This window comes from Ignavibacteriales bacterium (genome assembly GCA_026390815.1).
GTDB lineage: Bacteria > Bacteroidota > Ignavibacteria > Ignavibacteriales > SURF-24 > JAPLFH01.
Genome location: JAPLFH010000024.1, coordinates 153233 through 178579 on the forward strand (window position 1 = coordinate 153233; position 25347 = coordinate 178579).

Here is a 25347-nt window from a genome sequence, read left to right on the forward strand (position 1 = left end):
CTCTTACAGAAATTGTTCCACTGCCAACTTGATTTATTATGGGATAATTGCTAAAATAAAGCAGAACTAATTTGGTCTTATTTATAAGGGCTAAACATTTATGAATACGGTTAGAGAAATTCTTGAGATTAAAGGGAAAACAACTTTTTCTATTTCGCCCAACGTAAAAATTATAGATGCACTTAAATTAATGGCAGAAAAAGAGATTGGTGCTTTACTTGTGTGCGAAGGTGTGGAATTGGTTGGAATAATATCCGAGAGGGATTACGCAAGAAAAGTTGCCTTGTTAGGAAAATCATCCAGGGAAACATCTGTAAATGAAATTATGTCTGCCGATGTTTTGTATATCAACATAGACCAAACAATAGAAGAATGCATGGCGCTAATGACTAATAAACGAGTCCGGCATCTTCCTGTTTTACAAGACGAAAAATTGTGTGGTATAATTTCTATTGGAGATGTGGTGAAAGCACTAATTGATAAAAAAGAATTTATGATAGATCAGTTGGTTCACTATATAAAAGGAGCTCCATCAATTACAAATAATGGATAAGATTTCAGGAATGTTCATTTGATTGCAGGATTTTTGTGGGTTCGGTTGTGTTGTTTTACTTTATTCTTTAAATTTGAAACCAGAAATTATGAATTAAAACTAAAAGGCAATTAAAAATTTTATTGAAAAATAATACTTTATCAGTAAATAAATTAAAGAAGAGAAAAATACCGTTCTCCACAGGAGAAATAATTATTATATTTTAACAGCCACTCTTAGAGTGGCTATTTTTTTATTTAGGAAATGAATGTGAACAACATTAAAGCAAAACTAATTTTGAAAGACGGCTCGGAATTTCCCGGCTATTCCTTTGGTTATACCAAAAACACAAATGGCGAGGTTGTCTTTAATACCGGAATGGTTGGATATCCGGAAACTATGACGGATCCTTCTTACCGAGGACAAATACTCGTGTGTACTTATCCGCTTATTGGTAACTATGGAGTACCAGGGGACGAAAGAGAAAATGATCTTGCGAAAAATTTTGAATCTGAAGAAATTCATGTCCGGGCTTTGATAGTCTCGGATTATTCCTTTGATTATTCACATTGGAATGCAAAAAAATCTTTAAAAGATTGGATGATAGAAAAAATGATTCCGGGGATTTATGGTATTGATACACGCCAGCTAACAAGGAAGCTCCGGGAAGAAGGAACAATGCCCGGTAAAATTATTTTTGATGACGAAAATGAAATTAGTTTTGAAGATCCGAATCAAAATGATTTAGTAAGTGAGGTTAGCGTAAAAGAGCCGATTGAATATTCCAAAGGTAAGAAAAAAATTGTGGTTGTTGATTGTGGCACCAAGAACAATATTCTTCAAGCTTTCCTTGGTAGAAAAATTTCTATTTTGCGTGTTCCTTATAACTATGATTTTTCCAAAGAAAAAGTTGATGGAATTGTAATTTCGAATGGACCAGGCGATCCAAAAATATGTAAGACAACGATAGAAAATACAAAACGGGCAATCGAAAACAACATTCCGATTTTAGGAATTTGCCTTGGCAGTCAAATACTTGCTCTTGCTGCAGGTGCAGACACGTATAAATTAAAATATGGGCATCGTGGACACAACCAGCCGTGCAATGAATCCGGCACAAAACGATGTTATATTACTTCGCAAAACCATGGATACGCAATTAAAACAGAAACTCTGCCGGAAGATTGGCGTGAATGGTTTATAAACGATAACGATGGTACAAACGAAGGCATCATTCATATTTCAAAACCAATCTTTGGTGCACAGTTCCATCCCGAAGCATCGCCGGGTCCCGATGATACAGAATTTATTTTCGATATGTTCGTGAGGTCTATAAAGTAGCCTCGCCTTTATCCCCGCTCCTTCCTACTGGTAGGTAAGCCCAAGGAGAGGGGAAAGAATATGCAGAGGTTAATTCTAAAATAAATATTGTAAATAACTAAATGCTAAAATTTTGATCTTCAAAATTCCTTGTTCGAAATTTGGTGTTCATTATAGCTGAATTCTCTTCTATTTATTCCTCTTGCAAGAAGCAGAAAAAAAAATAGAGATGAATAAAGCAGAAATTTTAAATGATATATTAATTCCCTCTTCCTTTGGGAGAGGGTTGGGAGTGGGCTAATGATAAAAAAAAGAAAAGCCAACAAAGTTTTAATTCTTGGTTCCGGTGCACTTCAAATTGGGCAAGCAGGCGAATTTGATTATTCCGGCAGTCAGGCAATAAAAGCACTTAAGGAAGATGGGATAACAACCATATTAATAAATCCAAATATTGCTACAATCCAAACCTCGGAAGATTTTGCCGATAAGGTTTATTTCCTCCCGATCAAAACTAATTTTGTAGAGAAGGTGATTGAAAAAGAAAAACCGGATAATATTCTGCTAAGCTTTGGTGGTCAAACAGCGCTAAACGTTGGAGTCGATCTTTACAAAAAAGGAATTCTTCAGAAACATAATGTTAACGTTCTGGGTACATCGGTAGAAGCAATTATGAATACCGAAGACCGGCTTCTCTTCAATAATAAAGTTACGGAGGTTGGACTAAAAGTAGCCAAAAGCAAAACTGTAAATTCGCTTGAAGAAATTGATGCGGCTGCAAATGAAATTGGTTTTCCATTGATGGTTCGGATTGCGTATGCACTCGGTGGTCTTGGCTCTGGCATTGTGAAGGATAAAACCGAATTGCTTGATAAAGCAAAGCGTGCATTCTCATTTACGAATCAAATTCTTTTGGAAGAGTCTCTCTACGGCTGGAAAGAAGTTGAGTATGAAATTGTACGCGATCGATTTAATAATTGCATAACAGTGTGTTCGATGGAGAATGTCGATCCGATGGGAATCCACACCGGCGACAGCATTGTTGTTGCTCCGGTTCAAACGCTTTCCGCAAAAGAAAACTTTATGCTTCGCTCAATCGGAATTAAATTAATCCGTCATCTTGGAATAATTGGTGAGTGCAACATTCAGTACGCACTCGATCCACATTCTGATGATTACAGAATAATAGAAGTGAACGCACGGTTAAGCCGGAGTTCAGCGCTTGCGTCTAAAGCAACCGGTTATCCGCTTGCATTCATTGCTACAAAATTAGCTCTCGGTTATGCTTTGAATGAAGTTGAAAATATTATTACGCAAGAAACTTCTGCCTGTTTTGAACCGGCACTTGATTATATCACACTTAAGTACCCACGCTGGGATTTGCAGAAATTCAGCCAGGTAAGTACATTACTCGGAAGTGAAATGAAATCCGTTGGTGAAGTAATGTCCATCGGAAGAAGTTTTGAAGAAGTTATGCAAAAAGCAATTCGCATGCTTGATGTTGGCATGAACGGATTTGTTTGCAATGAAATTGAATTAACTTCATTTGGTGGCATTGAAGAAGCGATTGAAAAACCCACAGATAAAAGAATGTTTGCAATTGCCCAGGCGATACGTTCGGGAATTACCGTTGAAAGAATTCATGAACTTTCCAAAATTGATAAATGGTTTTTATATAAGCTTAAGAATATTGTTGAATCAGAAAAAGAGTTGATGGAATGCAGAACTGAAAACATCCCGGAAGAACTATTCCGTAAAGCTAAGAAGCAAGGATTTTCTGATAAGCAAATTGGATTGATCTTTAAAACCAACGAAAAAAATATCCGTGAAAAAAGGAAGGAATTGAATATCATTCCTTTCGTAAAGCAAATTGATACTTTGGCGGCGGAATTCCCCGCCAAAACAAATTATCTTTATCTTACTTATAACGGCAGCGAAGATGACATTGTTCAGGGTGAAAGCGACCAGATTGTTGTGCTTGGCAGTGGAGCATATAGAATTGGTTCCTCTGTTGAGTTCGACTGGTGCTGCGTAAATTCCGTTCAAACGCTTAACAACTTAGAATATAAAACAATAATGATTAACTGCAATCCGGAAACAGTTAGCACTGATTATGATATTTGTGATAAACTTTATTTTGAAGAGCTGACTTATGAGCGGGTGATGGATATTTATGAAAAAGAAAATCCGATGGGAATTATTGTTTCGATGGGAGGGCAAACTCCAAATAACCTTGCAATGAAGCTGCATAATTCTGGTGTTCGAATTTTAGGAACATCACCTTTACAAATCGATAATGCAGAAAATCGCCATAAGTTTTCTAAAATTCTTGATGAACTAAAGATCGACCAGCCGGATTGGAAAGAACTAACAAGTTTGAAAGAAGCAAAAGAGTTTTCTGTACGCGTTGGTTACCCGGTTTTAATCCGCCCAAGTTATGTACTAAGCGGCGCTTCCATGAGCATTGTTCTAAATGAAGATGAGTTAGAATTCTATCTTAATAAAGCATCGCTTATAAGTAAAGATTATCCTGTAGTAATTAGTAAGTTTATTACAGAAGCAAGGGAAATTGAAGCTGATGCTGTTGGAGATAATGGTGAGTTATTTTGTTATGCAATTTCTGAACATGTAGAAAACGCCGGAGTTCATTCTGGTGATGCTACGTTGGTTTTACCGCCGCAGCGGACTTACTTGGAAACTATGCGCAGAGTGAAAATTATTACTAAAGAAATCGCTGCTGCTTTGAAAATAACCGGTCCATTCAACATCCAGTTTATTGCTAAGGATAATGATGTAAAAGTAATTGAGTGTAACCTGCGTGCTTCACGAAGTTTTCCATTTGTTTCTAAAGTTTTAAAAATAAATTTTATTGATATTGCTACTCGGTTAATGATGGGGGAAAAAGTAAACAGGATTGATAAATCATCGTTTGATTTAGATTATGTTGGCGTTAAAGCGCCCCAGTTTTCTTTTACAAGATTAAAAGGATCCGATCCGGTTCTTGGAGTTGAAATGTCTTCCACGGGCGAAGTTGCCTGCATTGGAGATGATTTTAATGAAGCGTTTTTGAAAAGCTGTCTTTCAACTGGATTTAAAATTCCTAAAAAAGCAATCCTGCTTTCTACCGGAACACCAAAGGATAAAGCAGAATTTCTGGAAGGAGCAAGAATTCTTTATGAAAAAGGTTTGAAATTTTACGCAACTAAAGGAACAGCTGATTATTTACAAGGCAATGGTATGGAAGCGGAAGTGCTTTACTGGCCATTCGATAATTTAGAACCAAACATTATGACTTACCTTTCCGAAGGCAAAATCGATCTTGTTGTAAACATTCCCAAGAGTGCTGAGAAGGCAGAATTAGAAAATGATTACCTGATCCGGCGGAAATCTGTTGATATGAATATTCCGCTTATTACCAACATCCAGTTTGCAAAACGGTTTGCAAAATCTCTTGGACTCTATTCCTCTGGCAGCTTAAAAATAAAAAGCTGGGATGAATATAGTTGATAGTAATTTGAGGATTTCGGAATAAGAAAATAACAGATCCAAATAAAACTGGATATTATTCCACCGGAGAGGAATCCAATCCAGAATATTTAAATTTTCTGGATATAAATCCCCTTTAACTCTTGACAAACTTTCCTTCATGATTTATCTTTGAATCAAATGAAAAACAAATTTTCACATATAAAAATTATTGAGTCAGCTTTTTCTTCGTATAAAAGTCTTAACAGCTTACGTCCTCGCCGCCCCCGCTTGGGGTAATACATCATTTTAAAAACATATTTAATTAATTCAGTTTTCAATTTTAGTAAGGAGTCTAAAAAATGATTTCGGTTGGAATTATTGGCGGCAGCGGTTATACGGGTAAAAAGTTAATTCAATTTTGTAACAATCATCCTTTTGTTGATGGGTTTGAAGTTTACGGAAATATAACCGCAGGCGAAAATATAAGCACAGTCTTTCCGGAAATGTCCGGGTGGGTTGATGATAAAACAATTAAATCTGTTGGCGATCTTTCACTTGAACATGATTTATACTTTACCGCTTTACCGCATGGCGAAGCTTTAAACTACATTCCATTCTTAATTAATCAGGGCAAAAAAGTTATTGATCTTGGCGGAGATTACCGACTTGATATGGAAGAGATTTATACAAACTGGTATAAAATTAAACATTCATCTCCATATCTGCTTAAAAATAAAATTTATGGACTTGCAGATTTTTCCGACACAGATTATTCCGGATATGATTTGGTTGCCAATCCTGGATGTTATCCAACAGCCGCATTACTTTCGCTACTTCCGCTTGCATCAAATTTCAGTGAAGAAATATTATCAGTTAGTACAGTTGCTTATTCAGGAACCAGCGGAGCAGGTAAATCCGCTAAAACTGATTTGCTAATGTCTGAAATGGATGGCAACGTTAGAGCGTATAACGTTAATCAACACAGGCACCAACCGGAAATTTTGCAGGAGTTGCACAAAGCAGGATTCAACTCACCATTTTCCTTTACAACACACTTGCTTCCTGTTGCTGTTGGAATTTACTCTACTACATCAATTCATTTGAAGAGCAAAATAAGTGAAAACGATTTGAACCAGGCTTTCAAAGAGTCATATGGCAGTTCATTTTTTGTACGATTGAGAAACACTCCACCGAATTTAGGCTGGGTAACAGGAACAAACTTTTGCGATATAAATGTAGCGGTAAAGGACAAAACAGTAATCCTCACTTCCGCAATTGATAATTTAATTAAAGGCGCTGCCGGGCAGGCAATTCAAAATATGAATAAACTATTTGATTGGGATGAGAAACTTGGAATATTAAATAAAGGAGTTAAAGATGTATCAGTTTATTGAGAATGGAACCGTTACCTCTACTCCAGGATTTGTAGCTGCTGGAATTTTTTGCGGCATTAAGAAAAGGAAAAAAGATCTTGCGCTAATTTTTTCTAAAAAGGAATGCACGGCTGCTGGTACTTTCACTTTGAATAAAGTTAAAGCCGCCCCACTTATTCTTTCACAAGAACTCATCAACAATAAAAATTTAATTAGAGCAATTCTGGTTAATTCTGGCAACGCCAATGCATGCACTGGCGAATCGGGTTATAGAGATGCTGAGATTTCTCAAAAATATTGTGCCGCTTCATTGGGCATTTCACCTTCGGAGGTTTTGGTAAGTTCAACAGGAGTAATTGGACAAAGAATGCCGATGGAAAAATTGCTTTCAGGTATCGATGCAATAGTTCCACAGCTAACTATCACTGGTGGAGCCGATGCCGCCGAAGCGATTTTAACTACAGATAAAAAAGAGAAATCGTTTGCGGTAAAAGTTAAACTGGAAAAAGACGAGATTACAATCGGAGCAATCTGCAAAGGCAGCGGAATGATTATGCCCAATATGGCAACTATGCTTGCGTTCATTACAACTGACGCAAAAATTGATCAACCCGTTTTACAAAAAATGCTTAGCAATGCAGTTAAAAATTCATTCAATAAAATTTCTGTGGATGGCGATACAAGCACAAATGATATGGTTGTTCTATTATCAAATGGAATTTCCGGAATAGAGATAAATGAACAATCCAAAGATGAAAAATTTTTCCAGGAAGCACTTCACGCAATTTGTGTGGCAATGGCAAAATCAATTGTTTCTGATGGAGAAGGAGCAACTAAATTAGTAACGATCAATGTAACCGGAGCGCATTCGCAACAAGATGCGGATATGGTCGGAAAAGCTGTTGCTAATTCTTCTCTTGTTAAAACAGCTTTGTATGGTCAGGACGCAAACTGGGGAAGGATTATGTCGGCGGCTGGAAACAGCGGTGCAGATATTGATCCTGCTACTATGAGCATTTTCTTTGATGATTTGCCAGTTGTGCTTCCTAATTACAATATTGTTTTAAATGAGAAAGCTGCCAAAGAAATTTTAACTAAACCAGAGTTTCGGATTAAAATTAATCTTAACGGCGGAAACGATTCTTCGACTTGGTGGACGTGCGATTTCTCTGAAGAGTACGTTAGAATAAATGCGGATTATAGAACCTAAAATAGCGTGAAGTGTGAAACCCGACTACCGTCAGGCAGGCGTCAAACGCAAGACGAAAAGCAATGTAACAATTAAACAATTATCCTGATCGTTGAGAAGTAAACTAACATTTAGAAAAGAGATTTAAGATGAAGATAGCAGTTCTAAAAATATCTGGTAAAGCTTTGAACGAATTGTTCGCTTCCGAAGCATGGATTCAATCAATCCAAAAGCTAAATCATTTTTATGATGGATTAGTAATAGTTCATGGTGCAGGAAAAAATATTTCCGAATGGTCAGAAGCACTTGGTCACCAAAGTAAATTTATTGACGGTCAGCGCGTAACAACCGAAGAAGTTATGGATGTTGTTGCAGCAGTTCAGGCGGGCATATTGAACGCGAAAATCGTAAGCAAATTAATTTCTTCCGGTTTGAATGCAATTGGTTTAACAGGAATTGACCGAGGATCATTTGTTGCAGAAAATGTAAATGAAGAATTAGGTTTTGTCGGCGTGCCCAAACAAGTTCAATCCATTAACTGGATTAAGGATTTGGCAAAAACAAAAGTTATTCCTGTTTTTTCTAGTGTGTGCAGAGATGCCGCTGGCAATCTTATGAATGTTAATGCAGATATTTTTACTGAAGTTCTTGCTGCTTCGCTAAAAGCTGAATCAGTTTTCTTTGTGTCGGATGTTCAAGGCGTAATGCTGAATGGAAATTTTCAGCAGACAATTGATGCGGAAGATATTCTTAAAGGAATTAATGAAGGCGAGATTACCGACGGAATGATTCCAAAGATGAATAGCTGCCTTGACCTTTTGAATAAAGGGATAAACAAAATCTGGATTGGTTCAAAAATTCTGGAAGATATAATTGGAGAAAAGAAAGTTTCAGGAGGAACGTGGATTGTTCAATCAGCATAATGATATAGTTGAAAAAGAATCATCGCTTTTAAAAAATTACTCCCGCTATCCGGTTGAATTTGTTTCTGGAGATGGCGCTTACCTTTTTGATAAGAACGGAAAAAAATATCTCGACTTTCTTAGCGGTATTGCTGTAACAGGATTTGGGCACAGTAATCCAAGAATTAAATCCGCCGTAGAAAAACAGATTAATAAATTATGGCATGTTTCAAATCTATTTGAATCAGAACAGCAGGAAATTCTTGCTGAAAAACTTGCTGAAATATCCGGATTGGATTCCGTTTTCTTCTGCAACTCAGGAACTGAAGCAAATGAAGCCGCAATCAAGTTTGCAAGAAAATGGGGCAAAGGAAGAAGTCATATCATCACGGCTCTAAACAGTTTTCATGGAAGAACAATGGGAAGCCTTTCTGCAACCGGACAGAAAAAAGTCTGGGAAGGATTTGAACCACTTACGCCGGGTTTTTCTTATGCTGAGTTTGGAGACATAGATGTGCTTGAACAAGAATACAATAAACATGCGAACGAAACTGTCGCAATAATGTTGGAGCCAATTCAAGGAGAAAGCGGAATCATAATTCCTCCTGAAGGATATTTAAAAAATGTAAGACAATTCTGCGATGAGCATAATCTTCTTTTAATTCTTGATGAAGTTCAAAGTGGAATGGGAAGAACCGGGAAGTTTTTCGCACACCAGTGGGAAGAAATAAAGCCGGACATCATTACGATTGCAAAAGGAATTGCAAATGGCTTACCGCTTGGTGCTGCAATTTGTTCTAAAGAAGTCGGAGATGAAATTAAACCGGGCAGTCATGGTTCAACCTTTGGCGGCAATCCGGTTGCTGTTGCCGCAGCGATTGAAGTTGTTAATCTTCTTGATGATTCTGTCTTAAACCAAATAGATAAGTTGGGAACAAGTTTAATTGAATCGATCATAAATCTTCATGCAATTCAGATAAAAGAAGTGAGAGGTAAAGGATTGATGATAGGAGTTGAATTTAATGAAGGAATTTCTGCAAAGGTAATTGCGCAAAAGTTATTAAGCGATGGTGTAGTAACCGGAACATCTGGTGAAGTTGTTCTGCGTTTGCTTCCACCATTTATAATAACGGAAAAAGAGATTGTACAATTTGGTGCTGCTTTAAGTGGAGTATTGAATGAACTTTAACGAAACATTTGTGAAGCACCAAATCTTAAGTTATAAAAATTCAAAAGAATCTTTACCAGAAAGTTGGCATTTAAAAATTATTTGCTATTTGGTCCCGCAATGCGGGATTAGAGTTTGGAATTTAAATTCCTTCATCTTTGTCTTTAGCAATATTTCTCAAAAATGTTATATTGCATTCCATCCAAAAACAATTTGAGAAAGAAATGTCTGCAAAACTAAGAAGACAATACAAAATTAAAGAGATCCTCAACTACAAATTTATTTCCTGCCATGAGGATCTGTTGAAAGTGCTTCACAAAGAAAATGTAGAAGCAACACAGGCAACGCTAAGCCGCGATTTTGCGGAGCTTGGTGTTGTTAGAACCTTTACCGATAGAGGTCCGCGATATATCCTGAACGCTGATGAATCAGGAAAGCAGATTGCAAAACTTATCGGATTCGAAATTTTAAATGTTGAGCAAAATGAATCACTTGCTCTTATCAGAACCCTTGCAGGACGGGCTCAGGGTGTTGCGCATTATATAGACCGGTTGAACAAGCCGGAAATATTAGGCACCGTTGCGGGTGATGATACAGTGCTTGTAATACCAGCTTCGGTAATTCAGCTTGGTAAAATTGTTCTAATGATAAAACAAATGATGGCTGAACCGCCGGCATTTAAAAAGATTCATAAGTGAAATAGTGGAACCGTATAAAAAAGTATAAATGATTATCCTGATTTTTCATTCCACCAGTTCACCATCGAAAAAGAATTAACATATTTAAATTTATAAAGGAGTGAAAAATGTCCAGGAAAAAAATAGTGGTCGCATACTCGGGAGGGTTAGATACTTCCATTATGGTAAAATGGTTAAGCGAAAAATATGATGCTGATATAATCACAGCAACCGGAAATTTAGGGCAGCGAGCAGAGCTTGAAGGACTTGAAGAAAAAGCTATGAAAACCGGCGCTGTTAAATCAATTATTTTAGATTTACGCCACGAGTTTGTAACTGAATATCTTTGGAAAGCATTAAAAGCCGGTGCATTATACGAAGGTGTCTATCCGATGGCTTGTTCAATAGGAAGACCGCTGCTGGCAAAGATGCTTGTTGATGTTGCTCTGCAGGAAGGCGCGGATACAGTTGCTCATGGCTGTACTGGTAAAGGAAACGATCAGGTAAGATTTGAAGTTGGTGTTCAGACTCTTGCCCCACAGTTAAATGTTATTGCCCCGCTGCGCGAATGGGAATTTAAAAGCCGAGAAGAAGAAATTGATTACGCAATCGAAAATAAAATTCCCATAAAAATTACCAAAGCAAAACCATATTCAATTGATGAAAATCTTTGGGGCATTGCAGTTGAGTGCGGCGTACTTGAAGATCCAACCTGCGCTCCTCCGGAAGATGCATTTCAAATAACAACTAATCCAATTTATGCTCCGGATAAATCTGAAACAGTAACCATCAGTTTTGAAAAAGGTATTCCGGTTTGTGTTAATAATTCTGTTACAGATCCTGTTGAAATGCTTGAAGTGCTTAATGCGATTGGTGGTAAGCATGGAATTGGAAGAATGGATTTGATTGAGAACCGTGTTGTTGGTATTAAGTCGAGAGAAGTGTATGAAGCGCCCGCCGCGGTTATTCTTCATAAAGCACACAACGAACTTGAGAAGCTGATACTTGATAAAGAAACATTCAGATTTAAGCAGGATGTTTCTAACAAAATTGCTAATTTAATTTATGACGGATTGTGGTTTTCACCGCTGTTCAACTCGCTTATGGCGTTTGTTGATTCAACTCAGAAAAATTTAACCGGTGAAGTAACAATGGAATTTTACAAAGGAAACATTACCGTGCTTTCAAGAAGCTCGCAGTTTAGTTTGTATAATCTTGAGCTTGCAACTTATACGAGCGATGATAAGTTTGATCATAAAGCGAGTGAAGGCTTTATAAAAATTTACGGTTTACCATACAAAACAATCACCCAGGTTTACGAATCAGTTTTAGAAAAGGAAGTTGCCTGATGTTGTGGGGCGGAAGGTTTAAAGAAAAGTTAAACGACAAAGCGCTGAGTTTTTCTTCATCGCTTTCCGTTGATATAAATTTAATTCTTGAAGATCTTCTTGCCAGTAAAGTTCATGCGGAAATGCTTTCTAAAGTTGGATTGATTACGGAAGATGAAAGCAATCAAATTATAAATGGATTAAATAAAATTGAAACGGAATGGAAATCTAATGATTGGGTTCTGGATGAAAACAAGTTTGAAGATATTCATACAGCCGTTGAATGGCGGCTTACAGAACTGATTGGCGAATCCGCAGGCAAACTACATACTGGAAGAAGCCGGAATGATCAGGTTGCGACAGACATGAAACTGTGGATACGTAAAGCCGGCAATCAATTGAAAGATGAAATTCTTTCATTCCAGAAAACTTTAGTAGAAACAGCGAAACAGCACACAGAAACAATTATTCCCGGTTATACACATCTGCAAAGAGCGCAACCAATTTCTTTTGCGTTTCATCTGCTGACTTATGTAGAAATGCTTGAAAGAGATAAAGCAAGAGCCTATCCCCTAACCCCTTCCCCAAAGGAAGGGGATTTTAAAATCTCTTCCATTGGGAAAAGGGCTGAGGCTGCATGTCCGCTTGGTTCTGGCGCACTTGCCGGTTCAACGCTTCCACTTGATAGAAATTATACATCAGAAAAATTAGGTTTTGATTTTCCGGCTCGCAATGCTTTGGATGCAGTTTCTGATCGCGATTTCCTTCTTGATTTTTTAAATACCTGTTCAATTGGAATGATGCACCTTAGCCGCCTTGCTGAAGAAATTATTCTCTGGTCTTCGGCTGAATGGAAGTTCATAAAACTATCAGACGAATTCGCAACCGGTTCATCATTGATGCCACAAAAGAAAAATCCTGATATGGCGGAATTAGTTAGAGGAAAAACCGGAAGAGTATTCGGCAACCAGTTTTCTCTTCTTTCCACAATGAAAAGTTTACCGCTAAGTTACAACCGCGATTTGCAGGAAGATAAAGAGCCGGTGTTCGATTCATTTAATACTTACATCAATTCTCTTTCCATTATGAAGATGATGATAGCAACAATGGAAGTGAACGCTAAAAGATTTACAGAAGAACTAAAGAAAGATTTTTCTCTTGCAACAGATTTGGCAGACTGGCTTGTATTGAAAGGAATTCCATTCCGTGAAGCGCATAACATTGTTGGAACTCTTGTTCGGCATTGCGAGGATGATGGAAAAACTTTTAATGATCTTGTGCTGGCAGATATGAAAGAAATTAATCCAATCTTTGATGAAACAGCATTGGAGTGTTTGAATCTTGAAACTGCGTTAAGCCGGAAGAAAACATTCGGCTCTCCAAATCCGAAAATGGTTAAAGAGCAAATAGAATTCTGGAAGAATAAATTTAAATGAACGATAAAGGCGACCTTTAAAGTCGCCTTTCAACTCGCCAAATATATTTGACTAATCTATTTTTTCCTTTTCTATTTTTACTTTCCTTGCATAATAAGGAGCAGATGTTTCATATGCTTTAGACGACTCTGCAATCAATCCAATGATTGTGTTAATGATTAATTGCTGTCCAGAAGCAAAAGACTGAACCATCATTTTATTCTTTGCATCATTTCCGTAATGGCATTTAGCCAAACTTTCATTAAATGGCGCACAACGCAATTTAGCTTTTTCTTTCATATCCGCCCATTTACCACCGAAGACTTGTAGTTCTTCATCAACAACGGCAATGTGTTTTTCTGCTGCCTTTAATTTTATATTGTGCACAAGCTGTGGATCTTTATACGACATTTCTCCTGTAGATAAATTTGGCAGCTTTTCTATTTCCGCACGCTCCCAATCATCAATTTCTTTATGCTTAGCTTCCAGTTTTTGTGCATACTCTGCTTCAGCCGGATAATTACTCATCACTTTTTGTAATTCTGTTGAATAGGCTTGTGTTAGCTCAGAAGCATCCTGAAAAGCCTTTATCACCGCAGGAGATTCAATAGTTGCCTGTGGACCCATATTTTTTCCCATTTCCATCGCCCACTTAATTTTTTCTTCCTTGCTCATATTTTTTAATTTTTCATCCATCTTCTCATCCTTAAACTTTTTTGCCATATCTATCTGATCTTGATTGGGCATATTATCTTGTAAAACCGTTGCGTTTATTTCTTTCAAAAAATTTTCCAATTGATCCTTCAGCGGTTTGAAAAGTGGTTCTGAATTGCAAAGTGGATCTTCCGCCTCTTCAGATTTGACACATATTTTTTCAAACGCATCTTTGGCAGTAGCAGGCGGTGGAATTACTTTTTCAAAGAATGGAAGCAAGTCGGTTTTTATTGGTCTCTGAGCAAAAACCGGAAGAAACATTAGAACCAGGAAAAAGAGAGTTATGTGTATTGTTGTTTTCATATAATACTCCTAAAAATTTTCTTGAAAAGTTAACAAAGATTTCCATTAATTGGAAGCAATCTTTTCATTGGACGGAATTGCATATCATTTTATATGAATTTTTACAGTTTCTTTAAACGGGACGGACATGTATTTTAATTAAGAATAAAAATATCTATCTTACTTCAAGAATTACTTCCCTCTTATGAAATGAGGATAACCTAATTTAAGGAGGCTGATATGAAAGTAAAAAGTGAAAGTGAAAAAGCTCGGGAGTATCTCGAATCCCATACCGCAGGTTCTCATTTAATAAAAATGGTTGGTCCATGTATAACCGTCTCCCGCCAATCTGGCGCGGGTTCCGGCATTGTTGATGAAAAACTAAAAGATATTCTCCGGCAGCATCAAAGCGAGGAATATGGAGATTGGGAAATATTTGATAAAAATTTAATTGAAAAAGTTTTGGAAGATCATAATCTTCCCGAAAGATTGGGCAAATTATTTCACCAGGAAAAACATTCATCTGCCAAATCCATGGTGAGTGAACTACTTGGGCTTCAGCCCTCGATGTATTCTTTACTTCACAAAACAACGCATACTATTTTACAACTTGCACAAATGGGGAATGTAATTATTGTCGGCAGAGCTGGGAATATCATAACCGCGCATTTGCCAAATTCTTTCCACGTTCGCTTAGTTGCTCCGCTTGAAGACAGAATAAAGCGAATGATGGATTACTACAATGTTGGAAGGAAAGAAGCTCTTGCAATGATTAAAAATGAAGATGATTCCAGAAAAGAATACTTGCACAAACATTTTCATAAAGATATTGATGATCTGCTTCTGTATCATTTAGTCCTGAATACGAATCTGCTTAGCTATGAAGAAACAGCAAACATAATTGCAAATGCTGTAATGAAGAAATTTCCGAAGATGTTTTTGATTCATCAGGAATCGGCAGTTTTGTGATTGCGGATTTCAGATTTTAGGTTGCGAAAGGAATGAATTAATTCTGCAATCCAAAATCCGAAATAAAAATTTACTTTGTGTAATGCTCTATTACTTTTATAATTGCTTGTTCACAAACTTTGCAGAACGGTTTCTTTCCTTTGCTGAACATAATGCAATCCAGCATTGGACGATACAAACCGTTGGAAGCGTAACCGGCACCTTCAAATGCTCCAACTTTATTCCAATACTTACTCTTCAACAAATAAGCATCGGCTTCATTTGCTCTTTCAAGTGAAACACGTTCAGATTTTTCCTCCAGTGCCGCAATCGCTTTTTTATCTCCACCACCTCGTTTCATTTCAGCAATTTTATTATTCAATTCGCGGCGGATTTTTTGGTAATCGTAATCTGCTGAATCATAACCGGCTTTTTCCCATTTAGCTGGAATTTCAATTCCCGGTGTTGCAAGGTTTTTCCATTTTAAATTTTCCGGATCAAGCAAAGCGGTGATGTTTGGTTCTACAGGTTCAATTCCTTTTGGATAAAATTCATTGTACGCAACATCGGAAGTGTAATACTCATCGGCAAGTCCGGAAAAAGAATGTCCAAACTCATGCAGGAAAAGATACTCGTGCCATTGGTTATCGGTTGTGAAAGTACAATAGAGATTATAAATCCCGCCGCCGCCATACCGTTTATGATTTACCATAATATAAATTGCATCGTAAGGAACGTGGGCTGCAAGATCGCGCATTGTTTTGTTGTCCTCAGTTAAAAGATATCTTTCGGAGCCAAGTGAATTGAAAGTACAGTTTAGAGTTGTATTCTTGAATGATCCGTGGTCAGGCTCATCTACACCGCTCTCCTCCGATGGTTTAAGCACGCCGTAAATATTGAAATTTTTCTTTAATGATTTATATGGCTCCTGTGCAAAATGGATTTTTGAAAATTTCTCCAAATCATTTTTAAATTTGTTTACTTCTTTTGCGGTATAACCCTCACCTAAAATTACAATATCCACTTTTGTATGCGGATTGCCGTTCTTAACAGCTTCAAAAACTTTTACTGATTTATCAATTATTTTATCTTTCAAAACGCCAATGCTGTTAGGATCAATTTCCTGGCGGAAGAATTCTTCAAGCTGATTCTGTTTGTTTCTTTTTTCCAGAGCAAAAATAATTTTATCTTTTGGATATGGGAGAAGACACGATTCGTGGTAAGTCCGTTGGATGCCTTTTATTCCATCGTCGCTTGTTTTGTATTCGCCAAAGTAACTGTCGAATCCTTTTGAATAGATAAGCGTGCCGGAGGATTTATCATAAATTTTATAATAATATTTTCCATTGTTAAAGTCGTCGATCAGGTTGTTCAAGCTGCCAGCCCAAATTCCCTGCTGATAAATTTTATCAACTGTAATGATTTCAGAATTAGCATTGCCAACGTGGAAATAATCAATCCGCATTGTTTTATCAAAGAAAAAATTGTTAAATTTTATAGGTTGTGCAAGAAGGAGAATAGGAAAAAGCGCCATCAAACATAGCAGTTCAAATAGAATTTTCATTTAGTGCTCCAGATTATTCAGTAATAATTTAATCATTTTTCTTGGATTTAAGCAAAATTTGTAGTTTCCTGTAAAAATATATTTGATGTTGGAACTTTTAATGTTACAACACTTGTTGTTATAACTAAGAACGAAAAATTATATAAACAAAATTTAAGGAGTAGAAAATGAATTCATCAAATATATTGCAAGAAGAAAGTGTAAGCCAGGTTCAAAGCTGGGCAATCGATCCAATGCATTCCAAGCTTCAATTTTCTGTGCGCCATATGGTAATCTCAGAAGTTGTCGGGAATTTCAAATCTTTCAATTTCAAAATGAATAGTTCAACTGACGATTTTATAGATAGCGAAGTTGAATTAACCATCGATACAAACAGTATAGATACCGGTGTTACCGACCGGGATAACCATCTTCGTTCAGCAGATTTTTTTGATGCACAAAATTTTCCGGAGATAATTTTCAAAAGCAAAATATTTAATAAAGTTGATGATGAGAAATATAAATTGCTTGGTAATCTTACTATTAAAAATATTACAAAACCAATCGAACTTGATGTTACCTATGGTGGACAGATAGTTGATCCTTACGGAAATCTTCGCGCAGGATTCAAAGTTATAGGCAGCTTAAACCGCTTTGATTATGATTTAAAATGGAATGCTCTGATTGAAACCGGCGGGGCAATGGTTGGGAAGAATATTAATATCACCTGCGATTTTGAAATAATAAAACAAAAATCTTTATAAAACTTTAATTCAATCAAAAAAAAGGAATAGGATCATGAGAAAAATAAATTTGCTATTAGTACTCCTGGTGTTATCGGCAGTATCCTTTGCTCAAACCACAAATTGGAAGTTTGATAAATCACATACACAGATAAAATTCAGCATTACTCATTTGGTAATTAGCAGTGTAACCGGAAATTTTAAAAAGTTTGATGGAACAGTTACAACAAATGGAGATGATTTTTCAACTGCAAAAATTGAATTTACAGCAGAAACGAACAGCATTAATACCGATAACGAGAAGCGGGATGCTCATCTTAAATCGGATGACTTTTTTAATGCCGAAAAATTCCCGCAGATAAAATTTGTTAGCAAATCGATGAAGAAAGTTGATGATAATAAATACGAGCTAACCGGCGATTTTACAATGCGCGATGTTACCAAAACAGTAACATTTGATGTAGTTAAAACCGGTGAGATTGAAGCCTTTGGAAGCAAACATGTTGGCTTTAGTTTAACAGGTAAAGTAAATCGGTTTGACTTCAATCTAATATGGAATTCATTAATTGAAGCTGGTGGAGCAATAGTTGGTAAAGATGTTGACATTCAGTGCAATATTGAGATTGTAAAAGAAAAATAAAGTAAAGAACGATTGAATGTTGAAGATTATTTCTTCCTCAATCAATAATTACTTGAGTTAAGAAAATAAAAAGGAATTGAAATTATGTTACACGAACTGATAATTAAAAGAAATAGCCCAAGAGCGTTTACAGAAAAAGAAATTGAACCGGAAAAGCTTGAAGATTTATTTGAAGCCGCTCGATGGGCTGCATCATCTATGAACGAGCAACCATGGCGGTTTATTGTAGCGGTTAGAAAAGATTTGGAGAATTTCGATAAAATGGTTAAGATATTAAATGAGCCAAACAAGATCTGGGCAAAGAACGCCGGAGCGCTTATTTTAACTGTCGCAAAACAAAATCTTGATTTCAACAATAAACTCAACAAATATGCTTTTTATGATGTTGGTCAGTCCGTTGCAAATTTAACATTGCAGGCAACGGCTATAAATTTATATGTTCATCAAATGGGAGGATTCAGTGCCGAAAAAGCAAAAGAAGTATTTCTATTACCGGACGAATTTTCTGCGGTAAGTGTGCTTGCAATTGGCTATAAAGGTGAACCTGAAATGCTTCCGGAAAATTTGAAAGTTAGAGAACTTGCTGTAAGGACAAGGAAACCTATTGATGAAATTATTTATGACGGAAAATTTGGGGTACCGTGGGAATCGGAAATTAAACATTTGGAAGAAATATAAAATTAGAGAGAAATATGAAAACAATAATTCACCGTGCAGAAGATAGAGGTGCCGCCGAACATGGCTGGCTTCATACAAGATTTAGCTTTAGCTTCAGCGAGTATTATGATCCGGACAAAATGAATTTCGGGTTGCTTCGCGTATTAAACGATGATATAGTTGAACCCGGTCAAGGATTTGGAACCCATCCACATAATAACATGGAAATAATCACAATTATTCTTGAAGGAGCACTTGAACATAAGGATAGTATGGGTAATGGTTCAGTAATCAAGAAAGATGAAGTACAGGTAATGTCTGCCGGATCTGGAATTTTGCATTCGGAATTTAATCCGTCCCAAAATGATTTGCTAAACCTGCTTCAGATATGGATTTTTCCAAAGGAAAAGAACATAAAGCCACGCTATGATCAGAAATATTTTTCACCTGATGACAGGAAAAATAAATTTCAAACTGTTGCTTCCGGAATTGATAAAAATGAAGCGCTTTACATTCATCAGAATGCAGCATTATCACTTGCATCCATGGAGAATTCAACTGAGATAAATTATAAAATAAAATTTCCGGGTAATGGTATTTATGTTTTTGTGCTTGATGGAGAAATTAAAATTGCGGATGAAGAATTATTTAAACGTGATGCAATTGGTTTGAATGGTTTGAGTGAAATATCAATTAGCGCTTTATCAGACTCAAAAATTTTATTAATAGAAATTCCAACTGAATAGTAAAAAATGCAGGAATATTTTATACATCCAGACGCACAAATTGGTAATGTCGAATTGCAGGTTTCCGATCTTGATCGTTCTGTAAAGTTTTATAAAAATGTGCTGGGGTTACAGGAAATCATTCAAGAAAAGCGAGCCAGCCTTTTGTATGCTTCTGCAAAGAAACAACCAATAATAATTTTAAGGGAAAACAAACTTGCGTTGGTTCAAAAAAAGGCAAGCGTTGGACTTTATCATATTGCCATAAAAGTGCCTAACCGATTTGAATTAGCAAAAATGTTTGTTCATATAAGTAAATTGGAATATAAATTTAATGGATTTGCAAACCATGGTGTTAGTGAAGCAATCTACCTTGCCGACCCGGATGGAAATGGAATAGAACTCTATTCAGATCTTCCGGAAAATGTAGGGGGAAGAAAAGAAGATAATATTGAAATGGTAACTGAACAGCTTGATCTAGAAAATCTTTTAAAAGAATTAGAAGGCAAAGATTCTAACTTGACTGTAATTCATCCGGACACAATTATAGGGCATATCCATTTACGAGTATCAGATCTGGAAAAAGGAAAACGATTTTATAATGAAATCCTTGGTTTTAAAATAACACAAAGCAGCTATCCGGGCGCCTTGTTTGTAGCTGCCGGTAACTATCATCATCATATTGGATTGAATACCTGGACGAGTAGTGGAGCAAAACCAAACAATGAAAACTCTATCGGACTTAAATCTTTTTCTATTGTTGTTCCTGATGATGAAACGGTTAATGTTTTGGCGGATCGTTTAACACAGAATAGTTTTAGAATTAAAGAATTCGATTTTCCTGCTGATGGAAAAACAATTTGCACATATGATTTTGATGGAATTAAGATTATGATTCAAGCAATAAATTCCTTTAAATGATTTTTTAAATAACGCAATAATCTTTTTAACAAATATGAAACTAGAAGAAGAAATCTCACAGAAAAATTTCAGGAATGTTTACCACAAGGCTGCGGTAAATGTTTTTTATACTTTCAATTGGGCATATGAATTTCATACAAAAATATTAAAACCTTTTAACATTACTCCTCAACAATATAATATATTACGAATATTAAGGGGACAGCACCCCGAGCCGGCAACAGTAAAATTGTTGAAGGAAAGAATGATAGACAAAATGCCGGATGTATCAAGAATTGTTGAAAAACTTCGTACAAAAGGATTTGTTGAGCGGCATATTTGTGAAAAAGACAGAAGAATGGTTGATGTTTGGATAACACAACACGGCTTAGATTTGCTTGCAAGACTAGATGATAAAAATGATGAACTGGATAAGTTTATGTCAAACTTGAATATTGACGAAGCAATTACTCTTAACTGCCTATTGGATAAATTAAGAGGATGAAATTCTTAGAATGTCTTAATTCAACTTTTAATAGTTTTGACTTGTTCTCGTGGGGAACCGAAGTGAAATCCTCGCTCATCTTCATATCCCTTTGGTGCAACTAGTAATTCTATCAACATCCAAAGTGCAAAAACGCAAAAAAAGCCAATTAAATATAACATACGCCCTCAAAGGTTTGTTTATCTATATTATCGATTTATTTGGAAGTTTGTTTAAGGGCATGTTAAAGTGAATCCGGAGGAACCAATACTATGCGGATATTTGAAGTAACTCACTATAAGTAGCAAGTGTATAAGTTATAGAAATTTCAAATAACAAAAGCAAATTCCAAACAAACACCAATTTCTAAAAAAGTTTTTGTATTTGGAATTTTTCTTCCGCTCCTTTTTTTACATTATGTGAATGAAGCAAATAATAATTTATGGAATGATAGAAAATTATTGTTTGCTTAAATCCTGTTTTTCAGGAGCTCCGTAATGAAATCCTGAATCATCTTCAAAGCCACGTGGTGCAACCAACAGCTCAATTGCCATCCAAACGATAAAGACGGCAACATAAATACCCAGGTAAATCATTTTCATATCCTTTCATTCATAACATAAAATCAAAAAACCCATTGTTAAAATCATAAACTGCTCTTGCCCTCATATTAATCAACAGTATAATAATGTAAAAAAGTTTCCGAGTTTAAAGTTTAATAATACTTTAACTAATACATCGGATTTCCAGATTAAATACAATAGTGTTTTCTGTTCAACACCAGCACTAAGTAGAAATTAGGTGGAAAATTTTTTGGATAAAAATTGGGTTTCAGGGATTCCTAAATTTTATAAGCTGATAAATTTTTTGTGATATTTCTTTCATCTTTGGAAGAGCTTGCTCTTCTTTCAAAGGAATAAAACAGGAAATGATATACTTTATTTTTCCATCATCAACAAGTCCAACATCATTTGTCCAGAAAGAATACCAACCCGTTTTATGGTAGTACATAGCTTCTTTCGGTAGTCCGGCTGCTATTTTTGATTTATCAAGCTGTCTGCCAAGCAAACATTTTAATTGCTGGCTAACCCAAGGATTTATCATTTGGTTGGAAAAAACTCTGTACATAAAATCTGCGGCATGAAGAGCACAAGTTACTGTGCTGCGGATAGTATCATAACCGGCATCTTCAAATTTTCGCTTAAGGAATTTTCGGGTAACTTCACTTCCCTGCCAATTTAGTTCATGCATCATTTTGTTTATTCTAGGACGAGTTGCAACATCGATTAAGCAATTTGCTGCTGAGTTATCGCTGCGGGTGATCATTAAATCAAGAAGATAATTGATGGTAACCGTATCATTTCCTTTTAACAACGGGCGCGGATCGCCTAAAATTTCTTTTGCTCCATCTACTGCATTATAATTTTTTACAATATGTTTTGCATAAAGCGAATATTCGTTTCCGAACACCTGAGAAAGAATTTGAGCCGCAACATACATTTTATAAACACTGGCTGGATAAATAAAATTATCCATATTAACGCCACCAAGTTTTGCCGTACCATTATTTAAATCAATAACAGCAAGAGAGATTTGTTCCGTTCCATCCTCACCAACGTCAAAGGTTTTATCCAGATTAAGTGAAGAAACTATTTTGTTAAGTGAATCGCTTAGTGAATTATCGATTGAATAGTATTCCGGGATCTTTATTGCCTGCGGGCAAATTTGTGCAAGCAAAAAAACATTCAAAAGAATAAGAATTCTAATCTTCATTTGTAATTCTCCTGACAAAATTATTCTTTAAGTTCAAGTATTTAATTAACGTAATCGTAATCTAATGGTGCTGCCGCTAACCGACAGCCAAGAACAAAAATGCCGAATGGAAGCAACAACTTTTAATTAAAAAAATATTTTATAGAACAAACAACTTTAATGAGAAACTAAGCAATGAAAACGAAACTAAATAATTACAAAAAAGCAGCACTGAAAACGCTGTCCGTGTTGTGCGGCGGGATTTACCTTGTATATTAGTTTTAACAAAAGATTTAGTAAGCGTCTTTTCTCAAATCTATTGATAGAATATAAACAGTTTTTTCATTCTCATCGATTACATAAAACAATCTATATTTTCCAATTCTATAGCGCCAAGTTTCAGGTTTGTAGTCCATCAATTTTTTGATATTGTTACCATAGTGGGGTTCTTCTTTTAACTGAGGATAAATATATTGAAGAAGTTTCCTTTCAATGAAGATTTGATCCCGATTTGTGATTTTTTTAATCTTCTTAAGAAATTCGTCGGTTTCAAAGATTTGATAATTACTCAACAAATCGCCCCCTTTTTGATTTCACATCAGCCAAACCTCTCTTCAGACTTTTATTCAGTTCTGAATTACTGCGTATTTCTTCCATTTCGAATTCATCTACGAATACATTATGCTCGATGAATCTTTTGACGGCTGTTTCAATAAAATTAGAAATAGGTCTATTATCTCTATCTGCTAACTTTCTAAAGACTTTATAATTTTCTTCGCTTAATCGAAGAGTAATTGTTTTGGACATAAAATAACCTCAATGAATGTTTATCGTTTCTTTGCGTTCTAATGTATTCATATCCATCGAAATATTCAATATCATTTTTGTGGTAAAAGGAATAACAGTTCAATTATATTCTTTTTAATAACGCCAATGTATGAAGAATTAAATTTCTTCCTCCCCATTTGCCATGTCCTGGTATTACAGCTTTAATATCAGGGAACTTATCAACAACATTTTTAATTGATTTAGACCATTCCTTTACATCAGCATCGGCAATATTGCCAAGGCTCTCAGACATTTCGGATTTAAACATGCATCCGCCAAAAAGCAATTTAAAATTCGGAAGCCAAACAACAATATTATCGATTGTGTGGGCAGCCCCAGGGTAATAGAGTTCAAATATAGTTTTATCAACTACAAGCAGGGTATCGCTTTTCGTAAATGCATAAGGCGTTTCATAACCTTTTTCTTTTGCTAACTTTGCTGTTAGAGCGGAACTAATAACCCGAATATTATTTTTCTTAAGAGAACTTATTCCGCCAATCCTGTCTTCGTGGCAATGTGTAATAATTGCAAGCACAAAATATTTGTTAAATTTTTCTTTGCAGATTTTTATCAACTCTTCAGTTTGAGGGTTATCCCAGGGTGTATCGATTAAAACCAAACCTAAAGCGGTTACAACTACTAATCCGTTGGAAGGTGTAGGGTAACCGTTATAAAGCTTGTAAGTTGTATGAATCCAAACAGAGTCGTTGATTTTACGGAGTTCAACTTTATCTGCAGCAAATAAACAAACATTTATAAGGAACAATGTCACGATCAATTTTTTCATTTTAATTCCAAATTTTTGCCACTGATTTATCGTGACAATTAGGTTTAATTTTGTACGAGCTTTTTATTCCCCACAATTTTTTAAATCATAGATTTAACAAATATCTTCAACTCATTGTTCTCTATACCGGATCAATATGGACAAAAACCTTTTGTACTTCTGCCAAAGATTCAATTGCATTTTGAACTTGCTTTCCAATATTATGAGACTCAAATGTAGTTGCCGATTTATTTACCTCAATATGAATCTCTACATGAAATTTATCACCGACATAATGAGAGCGCAAATCATTAAATCCTTCCACACCTTTTACCTTTAAGGCACGGTTGGCAATTTCTACAATCAATTTTTTATCAGCAGCTTTGTGCATTAAGTAATCGATATTCTCTCTGGCTATTTCATAACCGGATCGAAAGATGAAAAATGCCACCAGCAATCCTCCAACTCCATCAATTCTTGGATAACCAAATTGAACACCAATAATTCCAAATAATGCAAGTGAAGAAGCAAGAACATCGTTTATGCTATCAACAGCCTGGGCGCGGACCGCGGGGCTGTAGTATTTTTTGCCGATATAGCTCTGATATCTGTTCATTAAAATTTTGGTGATAATGGTGATTGCTAAGACAAGGTAAACCCAGATGCTTACTCTTACATTTGGTGGAGTAATTATACGCTTGATCGATTCTTGCACGATGTTCAAGCCCAAAACACCGGCAAGAACAGCAACAATAAATGTTGCAATTGGTTGGGCTGCATTATGTCCGAACTGATGTTTTTCATCAGGTTTTTGTGATGAGATTTTAACACTTATTTTTATGGCAATTGAAGAAATAATATCGGTAAAGGAATTTCCTGCTTCGGAAATCATTGTTATGGAATTAGAAATAATTCCCACTGTAATTTTAAGTAGAAAAAGAAATACATTTAATCCAAGTGCTCTGTTAACAGCTTTTTTTACCGGCATATTTTTAA

Annotated in this window: 25 protein-coding genes; 17 read left to right on the forward strand and 8 right to left on the reverse strand. The window is 35.9% G+C overall.

The window, feature by feature from the left end:
• The first annotated feature begins 100 nt into the window (after nt 1-100).
• The 10 genes from NTX22_08320 (at nt 101) to argH (ending at nt 13390) form a co-directional block, all read left to right on the forward strand.
• Entirely contained in the window at nt 101-553 is a 453-nt protein-coding gene (locus NTX22_08320; GenBank protein MCX6150510.1) for a CBS domain-containing protein, read from the forward strand.
• A gap of 249 nt (nt 554-802) precedes the next feature.
• Nucleotides 803-1873 carry a glutamine-hydrolyzing carbamoyl-phosphate synthase small subunit gene (gene carA / locus NTX22_08325; protein MCX6150511.1) on the forward strand — a complete coding sequence of 357 codons (1071 nt, stop codon included), beginning with the start codon at nt 803-805 and terminating at the stop codon, nt 1871-1873.
• A 279-nt stretch (nt 1874-2152) separates the two neighbouring features.
• A complete protein-coding gene (gene carB / locus NTX22_08330; protein MCX6150512.1) occupies nt 2153-5356 on the forward strand; it encodes a carbamoyl-phosphate synthase (glutamine-hydrolyzing) large subunit in 3204 nt (1067 codons plus the stop codon).
• A 320-nt stretch (nt 5357-5676) separates the two neighbouring features.
• Complete coding sequence (gene argC / locus NTX22_08335) at nt 5677-6711, forward strand: N-acetyl-gamma-glutamyl-phosphate reductase (GenBank protein ID MCX6150513.1); 1035 nt, start codon at nt 5677-5679, stop codon at nt 6709-6711.
• Nucleotides 6695-7900 carry a bifunctional glutamate N-acetyltransferase/amino-acid acetyltransferase ArgJ gene (argJ, locus tag NTX22_08340; GenBank protein MCX6150514.1) on the forward strand — a complete coding sequence of 402 codons (1206 nt, stop codon included), beginning with the start codon at nt 6695-6697 and terminating at the stop codon, nt 7898-7900. Before argC ends, argJ begins: the two co-directional genes overlap by 17 nt.
• Nucleotides 7901-8028: 128 nt before the next feature.
• A complete protein-coding gene (gene argB / locus NTX22_08345; protein MCX6150515.1) occupies nt 8029-8802 on the forward strand; it encodes an acetylglutamate kinase in 774 nt (257 codons plus the stop codon).
• Nucleotides 8753-9970, forward strand: coding sequence for an acetylornithine/succinylornithine family transaminase (locus tag NTX22_08350; protein MCX6150516.1), 1218 nt, complete (start codon nt 8753-8755; stop codon nt 9968-9970). The genes argB and NTX22_08350 overlap by 50 nt, the downstream gene beginning before the upstream one ends.
• A gap of 203 nt (nt 9971-10173) precedes the next feature.
• Nucleotides 10174-10647 (forward strand): hypothetical protein, encoded by a 474-nt coding sequence (locus tag NTX22_08355; GenBank protein MCX6150517.1) that lies wholly within the window; start codon nt 10174-10176, stop codon nt 10645-10647.
• Between the two features lie 107 nt (nt 10648-10754).
• Nucleotides 10755-11975, forward strand: a complete 1221-nt coding sequence (locus NTX22_08360) for an argininosuccinate synthase (GenBank protein MCX6150518.1) — start codon at nt 10755-10757, stop codon at nt 11973-11975.
• Nucleotides 11975-13390, forward strand: coding sequence for an argininosuccinate lyase (gene argH, locus NTX22_08365; protein ID MCX6150519.1), 1416 nt, complete (start codon nt 11975-11977; stop codon nt 13388-13390). The genes NTX22_08360 and argH overlap by 1 nt, the downstream gene beginning before the upstream one ends.
• 51 nt (nt 13391-13441) lie before the next feature.
• Here the strand turns inward: argH and NTX22_08370 are convergent, their stop codons facing one another.
• Nucleotides 13442-14386, reverse strand: a complete 945-nt coding sequence (locus tag NTX22_08370; protein ID MCX6150520.1) for a hypothetical protein — start codon at nt 14384-14386, stop codon at nt 13442-13444.
• A 219-nt stretch (nt 14387-14605) separates the two neighbouring features.
• Here NTX22_08370 and NTX22_08375 point away from each other — a divergent pair, with 219 nt between their 5' ends.
• Nucleotides 14606-15334, forward strand: a complete 729-nt coding sequence (locus NTX22_08375; GenBank protein ID MCX6150521.1) for a cytidylate kinase-like family protein — start codon at nt 14606-14608, stop codon at nt 15332-15334.
• 70 nt (nt 15335-15404) lie between these two features.
• On the opposite strand, the gene NTX22_08380 is transcribed toward NTX22_08375, so the two are convergent.
• Nucleotides 15405-16877 (reverse strand): M64 family metallo-endopeptidase, encoded by a 1473-nt coding sequence (locus tag NTX22_08380; protein ID MCX6150522.1) that lies wholly within the window; start codon nt 16875-16877, stop codon nt 15405-15407.
• 167 nt (nt 16878-17044) lie between these two features.
• On the opposite strand from NTX22_08380, the gene NTX22_08385 reads away from it, so the two are divergent.
• The 6 genes from NTX22_08385 to NTX22_08410 all read left to right on the forward strand — a co-directional run bounded on the left by NTX22_08385 (nt 17045) and on the right by NTX22_08410 (nt 21026).
• Nucleotides 17045-17620, forward strand: a complete 576-nt coding sequence (locus NTX22_08385) for a YceI family protein (protein MCX6150523.1) — start codon at nt 17045-17047, stop codon at nt 17618-17620.
• A gap of 34 nt (nt 17621-17654) precedes the next feature.
• Nucleotides 17655-18239, forward strand: coding sequence for a YceI family protein (locus tag NTX22_08390; protein MCX6150524.1), 585 nt, complete (start codon nt 17655-17657; stop codon nt 18237-18239).
• 84 nt (nt 18240-18323) lie between these two features.
• On the forward strand, nt 18324-18917 hold the full coding sequence (locus tag NTX22_08395; protein ID MCX6150525.1) for a nitroreductase family protein: 594 nt from the start codon (nt 18324-18326) through the stop codon (nt 18915-18917).
• Nucleotides 18918-18931: 14 nt separating this feature from the next.
• The gene (locus NTX22_08400; GenBank protein ID MCX6150526.1) at nt 18932-19642 is read left to right on the forward strand and encodes a pirin family protein; all 711 of its coding nucleotides are present in this window, start codon (nt 18932-18934) and stop codon (nt 19640-19642) included.
• Between the two features lie 6 nt (nt 19643-19648).
• Nucleotides 19649-20542 carry a VOC family protein gene (locus NTX22_08405; GenBank protein ID MCX6150527.1) on the forward strand — a complete coding sequence of 298 codons (894 nt, stop codon included), beginning with the start codon at nt 19649-19651 and terminating at the stop codon, nt 20540-20542.
• A 34-nt stretch (nt 20543-20576) separates the two neighbouring features.
• Entirely contained in the window at nt 20577-21026 is a 450-nt protein-coding gene (locus tag NTX22_08410) for a MarR family transcriptional regulator (protein ID MCX6150528.1), read from the forward strand.
• A 437-nt stretch (nt 21027-21463) separates the two neighbouring features.
• Here the strand turns inward: NTX22_08410 and NTX22_08415 are convergent, their stop codons facing one another.
• The 6 genes from NTX22_08415 to NTX22_08440 form a co-directional block, all read right to left on the reverse strand.
• Nucleotides 21464-21601 (reverse strand): hypothetical protein, encoded by a 138-nt coding sequence (locus NTX22_08415; GenBank protein ID MCX6150529.1) that lies wholly within the window; start codon nt 21599-21601, stop codon nt 21464-21466.
• 235 nt (nt 21602-21836) lie between these two features.
• Entirely contained in the window at nt 21837-22778 is a 942-nt protein-coding gene (locus NTX22_08420; protein MCX6150530.1) for a class A beta-lactamase-related serine hydrolase, read from the reverse strand.
• Nucleotides 22779-23050: 272 nt separating this feature from the next.
• Nucleotides 23051-23329: a type II toxin-antitoxin system RelE/ParE family toxin gene (locus NTX22_08425; GenBank protein ID MCX6150531.1), complete on the reverse strand. Its 279-nt coding sequence runs from the start codon at nt 23327-23329 to the stop codon at nt 23051-23053.
• A complete protein-coding gene (locus NTX22_08430) occupies nt 23322-23564 on the reverse strand; it encodes a hypothetical protein (GenBank protein ID MCX6150532.1) in 243 nt (80 codons plus the stop codon). The genes NTX22_08425 and NTX22_08430 overlap by 8 nt, the downstream gene beginning before the upstream one ends.
• A gap of 103 nt (nt 23565-23667) precedes the next feature.
• A complete protein-coding gene (gene bla / locus NTX22_08435; GenBank protein ID MCX6150533.1) occupies nt 23668-24372 on the reverse strand; it encodes a subclass B1 metallo-beta-lactamase in 705 nt (234 codons plus the stop codon).
• A 121-nt stretch (nt 24373-24493) separates the two neighbouring features.
• The gene (locus NTX22_08440) at nt 24494-25339 is read right to left on the reverse strand and encodes a cation diffusion facilitator family transporter (GenBank protein ID MCX6150534.1); all 846 of its coding nucleotides are present in this window, start codon (nt 25337-25339) and stop codon (nt 24494-24496) included.
• Nucleotides 25340-25347: the final 8 nt, after the last annotated feature.